We start from the raw sequence: 8,216 nt of genomic DNA, 5'->3' as shown, positions 1-8,216 counted from the left end.
AAGTCGATGATCGATAATAAAGCATTAAATACTCTCGTATTCTCGTTAAATGAATGCGTTCCTCCGGAAATGCATCTGAACAAAGCCGGATTGACCGGTTTTTTTTATGCGCTCACTATTACGCCATACATTATTGATCCATCCGAATGGATGGCGGAGCTGTTTTTGGGAGATAGGCCCGATCTAAACGGACGACAAATTAAACGCTTGAAAAAAGCGGTAGTCGCCGTCGTGAAATCAGCTAATAAGTCTTTGCTAGCCGATAAACTGGAATTTCCGTACCAACTTTCCACGATTGACGACGATTCGATGGCTGATATTTGGCACTGGTGTTACGGATTTTTGAAGGGAATTAACCTGCGCTGGTCGTTTTGGCAAAGCGGCATTATTGCTAAGGAAACCGGACAATGCCACGACCTGGTCAAGGGAAGTATTAATATTATTACCGCATTGGTGACCGAAGACGTTGGTTATTTGGATAATTTAGAAAAACTAAAGTCCTGGATCGGCGGCGACAGTGCGGGAGAGGTCGGCGACGAACGGATTCTTGCAGCCGTGTTGCCGACGTTACCGGATGCGTATCAATGTTTGCGAATATTCGCGGCAACGATGTCGAAGCGCTTGCAAGCGCATCAGGGTGGTTAGATATTGAGCCGGGCGACTGAAAAAATGCTCAGCCGCACCGGCTATCGCTAGCGGGAAAGCGCTAAGCGAAGCTGGCGGAAAACAACTTCGCGGTTCGACTTCCTTGTCTGGCGGCACTCAACCGGCTTTTATCTTTTTCTCACTAGCGGGCTTGGAATGCTGCTAAGTTTTCCAGCTAATTGATTCGAAAGATGTCCAAATACCGAGCCGAGAATAAACGAAATGGATATCACCAGGAGCGGGTTATTCAGCGACGCGCCCAACAGGACCTCCTGGTTTAATTTGTCCGGTGTTTGTAGTAAATACGCGAAGGTGGAAGAGTAACCTAATACGCCAACCGGTATAATCGCGAATTGGGGTAAATTCGCCGATAGGCATAACACGATCACCGCGCCCGCTACGATTAATGCCGTGGTAATTTCGACGCCCAATGAGATTTCCGGGTCGATTTTCAGCAACAATAACGCGGTAACCCACGCCATGAACACACCGAAAATTCCATTGATTATCGTGTTAATCGCTGCTTCCCGGTTTGCGCCTAATAAGAAGTAAGCGGCCCATGCAATCGTTGCTGCCCAAATAAAAAACACGCCCGCGGCGGGGCCTACCGCAAAATACGTGGCGACTCCGGAAAGAATACCGATGCTGAGGGATAGTGCTGTAATTTTTTCCATTTGAAATTTCCTATTGATTATCAAGGGTGTTGAAATAAAAAGTGATCAGCCGCAAGGGCGAGGTTATTTTTTTAATTAACCAATCCAAAATATAGCATTCCGATTATTTATTGAAAATGCGACAATTTGTCACGTTTGTCCGTTCTCCGACAGATGGCAATCTATTCCATTAAATTTGATGAGGCTTGTTCCGTTTACCGGAAAACTTCCCGGTACTAAATAGAAAGTTTCCGGGCGGATTTTTGCAGGGATTGATAGAGGATATACGCTTACGAATAGACGGCGCAAATTGGGTTATTTAAGGTCGGGTTTCGGTTATAACTGACTGTGACGATGTGAAATATTTAATACGCCGGCGCGGTTAGTATTTTGTAGCCGGTCGCGCGCTCGGTAAGATCATTCAGTTTATGCCTGGATTTTTTAAAAATGGTTTTGAAAAGGCGGACCCGCCAAATTAAGTTGCCTCGGATTAACGCGGCTTTTCAAGAAAAACCGATGTGTTAGCTATTGATTGAGCTGATGCTGAAACTTAATGGAACGAATTCATCGGTGGCTCATTTACGGCATCCTTGGGCTTTTGAACCGTTTTGAGAGTTCCTGCTTGGACGATAACGGCATCGTGCGCCGGTGAGACTTAACGGAGGCGAGCTAATTCGGCTTGCTGGGATTGGTGGCCGGTTGCCATGAGCGCGGCCGAATGGATGACCGCTCGCTTGGATGGCCGCCGTGGGAGCGACGGAGGCATTGTTCGGTTTGAAGCCGGTTTGCCGAGCCTTGGCGTGTTTTACCGCGAAGCGCCTAAAATTCGAAACAGCGACGCGCAGTTGATTCGCATCGCATGTCCGCTACGGTTCTAAATGTTTGGGTAACTCGGCGACCGAATCCAGCAGTAAATCCGGTTGGATAGTCGATGCTAGGGCATAGGCCTCGCGGTATTTGCCGGTCTTGACCAGTATGCCTTGCAATCCGGCGCGCTGGGCGCCGCCGACATCGGAATCGATGTCGTCTCCTATCATGGCTACCCGGCTGGCAGGTAGGCCGAGTTGTCGCAAGGCTAACGCGAAAAAGGCCGGCGATGGCTTGCCCATGATCGTGGCAGTCTTGCCGGTCGCATATTCCAGGCCGGTCACGAACGCGCCAATGTCCATCCTGAGGCCGTCGGCGGTCTGCCAGAATTTGCCTTTGTGCAAGGCGATCAGTTCGGCGCCGGCCATCGCCATTTCGAACACCCGGTTGAGAATCTCGTAATTCCAGGCCGAACCGATATCGCCAATTACGACGGCGTCCGGTTGCTGGTCGTCGGTAATGAAGTCGGCGAACTCGTCCATGACCGCGTCGGCGACCAAAAAATGGCAGCTGCGATAATCGCGATGTTTGAGGTACAGGCGCGCGGCATGCGGTGTCGTCAATATCTCGCCTGCGGCGACCGGCAAATCCATCGCTTGCAGTTTGGCCGCCAATTGGTTACGGGAATGGGTGGTGGTGTTGGTGACGAACAGGCGGGGCAGGCCGCGGGCCTGAGTTTGCGCGATGGCGTTGGCGGCGCCGGGGATCGCGGCGTCGCCAACGTAGAGCACGCCGTCCAGATCAAACAGCAGTCCGTCAATTTCGGAAACAGTCATATTGAACCCTTGTGGATACGCAGGACCAGGTTTTTACCTCATCGTTTCCGGCCTGGTCAAGCGGCCGTGCTAGAGCATCGGCGCCAGATCGAGTTCGAACATGATGGCATCTTCGCGGCCTTGCTTGGCCGGATAGTAATTCTTGCGGACGCCGATTTCCCGGAAGCCGGTCTTGCGGTACAGGTCGATCGCGCCGGGATTGCTGGGGCGGACTTCCAGAAACATTTTCTCGGCGCGGGGCCGGGCGTAATCGATCAAGTGTTCCAGCATTTTGCGGCCGACACCCTGGCGCTGCATGCAGGGGCTGACGCTGATGTTCATGATGTGGGCTTCGCCGGCCATTACCGAGATGATGCAATAGCCGACGATGCGGTCGTCCGGCGCTTCGCACACCCAGTTGGTGTAATTGATGGCCCGAAAGCAATCCTTGAAAATGCCTTCCGACCACGGAAACTCGTAGTTCTGGTTTTCGATGGCCAGCACGCCGGGCAAATCGGCGTGGTCCATTTTACGCAGCCTCAACAAGTCGCGCGGGGCGACCGAGTCGGGAAAAACCTTGGCGTAAAACTCGCGGTCGGCGTCGTAAATCACGGCATCTTTCAGCTTATGTAGCAATTTCCACATCGGGTTAGGTTTCCAGCGATTGATAAACGGAAAGCGCGAATTGCAGGTCTTCCCAGGCCTTGGCTTTTTCGGGCAGCGAACGTAACAGATAAGCGGGATGATGTACCACCGTCAACGGAATACCTTCCAATTCGTGGCGGACGCCACGCAGCCGCGCCAACGGCTGCTGGGTATGCAGCAGGTTTTGCGCGGCGATGCGGCCGACGGCCAGGATCAATTTGGGTTGAATCAGTTCGATCTGGCGTTTTAAAAAACCGTGGCAGGCATCGACTTCGCCAGATTGCGGATCGCGGTTGTTGGGCGGCCGGCATTTCAACATATTGGCGATGTAGACCTGCTCGCGGCGTAGGCCGATGGCCCGGATCATTTCATTCAGCAGTTGCCCGGCCCGGCCGACGAAGGGTTCGCCTTGCAGGTCTTCGTCGCGGCCCGGCGCTTCGCCGATCAGCAGCCAGGTTGCGTGTTTGTTGCCGACGCCGAACACGGTCTGGGTGCGGGTTTCGCAGAGTGAGCAGGCACGGCAGATAGAGACTTCATGTTGCAGGTCCTTCCAGGCGTGGTCGTCGGTGTGAGGTTTGGGGTGGTGCGGTAATGGCGCGAACGGACGGCTCTCGGTTGTCGGCGGCGTGTCGGAATCGGCCGTTCGTGGCGCTGGCGCATCGAGTTGGCCACGGCCGGCCGCTTCATCGGTGGCCGATTGTGCTTGCGTCGGCGCGACTTTGGAGTCGGAAGCGCCGTCGTGGTGGGCTTCGCTTTGCGATGCCCACCCGACGTTCTCGGAATCGTCGAATGCTTGCTCGGCGACGACGGGCGGATGCCGGGGAACCCAGACAGCTATGCCCATCGCCTCCAGATATTGCAAGCGGACCGATTCTTCCATCGTCAGCGGCTAGACATCGCCCTTTTGCGGATGTTGCCGCTGATCCGGGCTTTGCAGCTTGTTGACCGCATTGATGTAGGCCTTGGCCGAGGCAATCACGATGTCGGTGTCGGCGCCGGAGCCGTTGACGATGCGGCCGGCGTTTTCCAGTCTGACCGTCACTTCGCCTTGCGAATCGGTGCCGGTGGTGATGTTATTCACCGAATACAAGGCCAGGGTGGCGCCGGTTTGCACCAGGCTTTCGATGGCCTTCAGGCTGGCATCGACCGCGCCGCCGCCGGTGGAATTGCCGGTCAATTCCTTGCCGTCCGCCAGGATGGTCACGGTGGCGTTCGGTACTTCGCCGGTTTCGGAGCAGACTTTCAATGCCACCAATTTAATGTGCTCGTCCTCGGCTTCGAAGCTTTGCTCGGAAATCAAGGCTTGCAAGTCTTCGTCGAAGATTTCGTGCTTTTTATCGGCCAGTTGCTTGAAGCGGAAGAAGGCGTCGTTCAAGTCGGCTTCGCTATCGAATTGCACGCCCAATTCCGCCATCCGGGTTTTGAAGGCGTTGCGGCCGGAATGTTTGCCCAGCACCATGCGGTTGGTGGTCCAGCCCACGTCCTCGGCGCGCATGATTTCGTAGGTTTCGCGGTTTTTCAGCACGCCGTCCTGATGGATGCCGGACTCGTGGGCGAAGGCATTGGCGCCGACGATGGCTTTGTTCGGCTGGACCGGGAAGCCGGTAATCGACGACACCAGTTTCGAGCAGGTGACGATCTCGCGGGCGTCCAAGCGGGTATCGCATTGGAAAAAATCCTGGCGGGTACGGATTGCCATCACCACTTCTTCCAGCGAGGCGTTGCCGGCGCGTTCGCCCAAGCCGTTGATCGTGCATTCCACCTGACGGGCGCCGTTCATCACCGCCGACAGCGAGTTGGCCACGGCCAGACCCAAGTCGTTATGGCAATGCACCGAGAAAATGGCTTTATCGGCATTCGGAATCCGCTGCCGCAAATTGGCGATCATCGCGCCGAATTGTTGCGGCATGCTGTAACCGACCGTGTCCGGGATGTTCAAGGTCCGGGCGCCGGCGTCGATCACCGCTTCCAAGATCCGGCACAGGAAATCCTCTTCCGAGCGGCCGGCGTCTTCCGGCGAAAACTCAACGTTGTCGGTGTACTGGCGGGCGCGTTTGACGGCCTTGACCGCGTACTCGATGACTTGGTCCGGCTGCATGTTCAGCTTCTTCGCCATGTGAATCGGCGAAGTGGCGATGAAGGTGTGGATGCGCGAGCTGGCGGCGCCTTTCAACGCCGCGCCGGCCCGGTCGATATCTTTGTCCAGCGCCCGCGCCAAACCGCAGACGGTGCTGTCTTTAATCGCGTCGGCGACGGCCTGTACCGCCTCGAAGTCGCCCTGGCTGGCGGCCGGGAAGCCGGCCTCGATGACGTCGACTTTCATCCGCTCCAGCGCGCGAGCGATGCGGACTTTTTCATCGCGGGTCATCGAGGCGCCGGGGCTTTGTTCGCCGTCGCGCAAGGTGGTATCGAAAATAATCAGTGAATCTTTCATGAGGTCTCCGGTCATGAAACGTTCGGCGGCTCGCCGAGAAATCGGAATAGGTTATTTAGTCTGAAATCGAGAGTGTGTGCTGAGCCCCTCAGGGCAGCAGACGCAGAGACAGGGCGAGCGCAAATAGGCCGGGATCCGGCCGGGCAACAAAGGCGGAATGCAAAATAGGCGTCTTGGTGTTCATGGGGCCGCACTATACTGCATAGTCGCCACGCGGCTCAAGTGTGGCGTGCGCCTAAACGGCGCGGTCGGGTTGCCAGGGTTGGGCCTGATCGGGGGCGGCTCGCCAGAATCGAAAGATCTCGTAGCGATTGGCGATAAATTCGGCGACCAGTTGCCGGTACTGTTTCTGAAAATGATCGGCTACCGGCGCGGGCGGCGCGTCCGGATAGAACTCGGCCAAGGCCGACGCCAAGACTTCCGCGTTCTGAATATCGCCCATCGCGGTCAGATACCGTTGCAAGCGTTCCAGCAAGTCCGGCGTCAGCCCCGGAATGTGATCGGACGCGGCTTCCAGTATGTAGCGCAGCTTTTTCAGCGCGATTCGCAGTTGATGGATCGTGGCCGGATGCCGGTCGTCTATCGCGGTGTGGCGCTCCAGGGCATTGGCATAGACGCGGTCGACGACGGCCGGGATGGCTTGAGCAAGGTCGAGGTCGGCGGCGCGTCGTTTGGCCCGCCGGCCGGATTTTTTCAGTTTGCGCCGCAGTTTACCGGTCCCCAATGCGGCGATCTCGGGTTCCAAGCGGCTCAGCAATCGGCTCTCCCGGCGGCGCAAATGCTCGTGGAAATCGCGCAATTCCGGCAGCTCGACGATGGCCGCGTCGATGGTCAGCAACATGACTTGGGTATCGCGCAGATCATCGAAGCGGTCAAGTTGCGCTTTCAGGATTTTGCGGGCTTTGCGTAGCGCCGGGCAGGGCGCCAGCGCGCGGACCAGGTCTATCACCGACACCAGCCGGCGGATGCCGGTACGCAGCTTGTGGATGTTCTCTTCGTTGGAACGTTGCCGGCAAGCTTGCAGGCGTTTGCGATACAGCTGCCAGTGGCGGTCGAGGGCGTGTTGCAAGCACTTGCCGGCCCCGGCCATAGCGGTTTAGCCTTTGCGGCTTTGCAGCCGGCGCTTGCGTACCACCAGCGTGACGATCGGGCCGGATAGGGCGTAGCCGACCGACAGCAAAAACAGCATGCGTTGCGGTTGCGCCATCACGAAGCCGATCACCAGCATCGCGATAATCGTGACGATAAACGGTACCTTATTCTTGAAATCGATTTCCTTGAAGCTGGAATAGCGGAAATTGCTGACCATCAACAAGCCGGTGCTGATGGTGGTAAATAGCACCAAATATTTGAAATTCTCGACGTCATAGCCGTTTTCGATGCAAAACCACAAGCCGCCGGCCAGAATGGCCGCCGCCGCCGGGCTGGGTAAGCCCTGGAAATAACGTTTGTCGGCGACCTCGACCTGGGTGTTGAAGCGCGCCAAGCGCAGCGCGCCGCCGGCCATGTGCACGAAGGCGGCGAACAAGCCGGCCTGGCCCAAGTCCGACAAGGTCCACAGATACATGACGATGGCCGGCGCGGCGCCGAACGAGACCATGTCGGACAAGCTGTCGTATTGCACGCCGAACTCACTCTGGGTATTGGTCAGTCGCGCCACCCGGCCGTCCAGGCCGTCCAGCACCATCGCGATAAACAACGAAATCGCGGCGGTTTCGAAGCGGCCGTTGATTGCCGACGTGATCGCGTAAAACCCGGCGAACATCGCGCCGGTGGTGAACAGGTTGGGCAGCAGGTAAATGCCTCTATGACGCGCAATCGCTGGTTTTTTTATCATCTCGGTCGGACGGGAAATTCGATTTGGCGGCATTGTACATGCTGAATATGACGGTTGCTTGAGGAAATGCTGCTTGTGTAGGCCGCGCCGGAATGCGATCCCGGTTAGCATCGACGCGTTAGCGATTTAGCCGGTTACGTGCAGCTCTCCGCCGCCTTCTGTCGTGTAAGCCCGCGATGCCTTAGCTGTTGCGCAAAGCGTAAAAGCTGCCCCATCGAGTTTCCGGTCGGTCACCTAAACGACAAGCGGCTCTCAAAATACAAGGCTTAAATCTGGCGCTGCATCGACCTCAACTCGAACTCGCCTCATGTTTTCGGAAGCTCTGGGTGTCCGAGTATAAAAAAATTTGAACTAGTTCAAGTTTTGTTGCATGATCGGCC

Annotated in this window: 8 protein-coding genes; 1 reads left to right on the top strand and 7 read right to left on the bottom strand. The window is 56.3% G+C overall.

All coding sequences use genetic code 11. The features are described 5' to 3' along the window. Window positions 1-645: UPF0149 family protein (locus AC3B8H_RS15690; RefSeq protein WP_488442485.1), on the top strand; the 645-nt coding region annotated here is incomplete at its 5' end. Window positions 646-773: 128 nt separating this feature from the next. Here the strand turns inward: AC3B8H_RS15690 and AC3B8H_RS15685 are convergent. From AC3B8H_RS15685 to pssA, 7 genes are all read right to left on the bottom strand, one after another. Further along, window positions 774-1,319 (bottom strand): DUF1097 domain-containing protein, encoded by a 546-nt coding sequence (locus AC3B8H_RS15685; protein WP_488442484.1) that lies wholly within the window; start codon window positions 1,317-1,319, stop codon window positions 774-776. Window positions 1,320-2,164: 845 nt separating this feature from the next. After that, window positions 2,165-2,941: a TIGR01458 family HAD-type hydrolase gene (locus AC3B8H_RS15680; RefSeq protein ID WP_488442483.1), complete on the bottom strand. Its 777-nt coding sequence runs from the start codon at window positions 2,939-2,941 to the stop codon at window positions 2,165-2,167. A 69-nt stretch (window positions 2,942-3,010) separates the two neighbouring features. Next, complete coding sequence (rimI, locus tag AC3B8H_RS15675; RefSeq protein ID WP_488442482.1) at window positions 3,011-3,565, bottom strand: ribosomal protein S18-alanine N-acetyltransferase; 555 nt, start codon at window positions 3,563-3,565, stop codon at window positions 3,011-3,013. A gap of 4 nt (window positions 3,566-3,569) precedes the next feature. Then, on the bottom strand, window positions 3,570-4,445 hold the full coding sequence (locus tag AC3B8H_RS15670; RefSeq protein WP_488442481.1) for a uracil-DNA glycosylase: 876 nt from the start codon (window positions 4,443-4,445) through the stop codon (window positions 3,570-3,572). Window positions 4,446-4,454: 9 nt separating this feature from the next. Continuing rightward, a complete protein-coding gene (locus AC3B8H_RS15665) occupies window positions 4,455-5,999 on the bottom strand; it encodes a 2-isopropylmalate synthase (protein WP_488442480.1) in 1,545 nt (514 codons plus the stop codon). A gap of 235 nt (window positions 6,000-6,234) precedes the next feature. Next, window positions 6,235-7,089, bottom strand: a complete 855-nt coding sequence (locus AC3B8H_RS15660; protein ID WP_488442479.1) for a CHAD domain-containing protein — start codon at window positions 7,087-7,089, stop codon at window positions 6,235-6,237. A 6-nt stretch (window positions 7,090-7,095) separates the two neighbouring features. Continuing rightward, window positions 7,096-7,836, bottom strand: coding sequence for a CDP-diacylglycerol--serine O-phosphatidyltransferase (pssA, locus tag AC3B8H_RS15655; RefSeq protein ID WP_488442478.1), 741 nt, complete (start codon window positions 7,834-7,836; stop codon window positions 7,096-7,098). Window positions 7,837-8,216: the final 380 nt, after the last annotated feature.

The sequence above is a fragment of the Methylomonas sp. BG-2 genome (assembly GCF_057766305.1).
The sequence above is the reverse complement of the archived record's forward strand: the minus strand, read 5'-3'. Positions and strand labels throughout refer to the sequence as shown.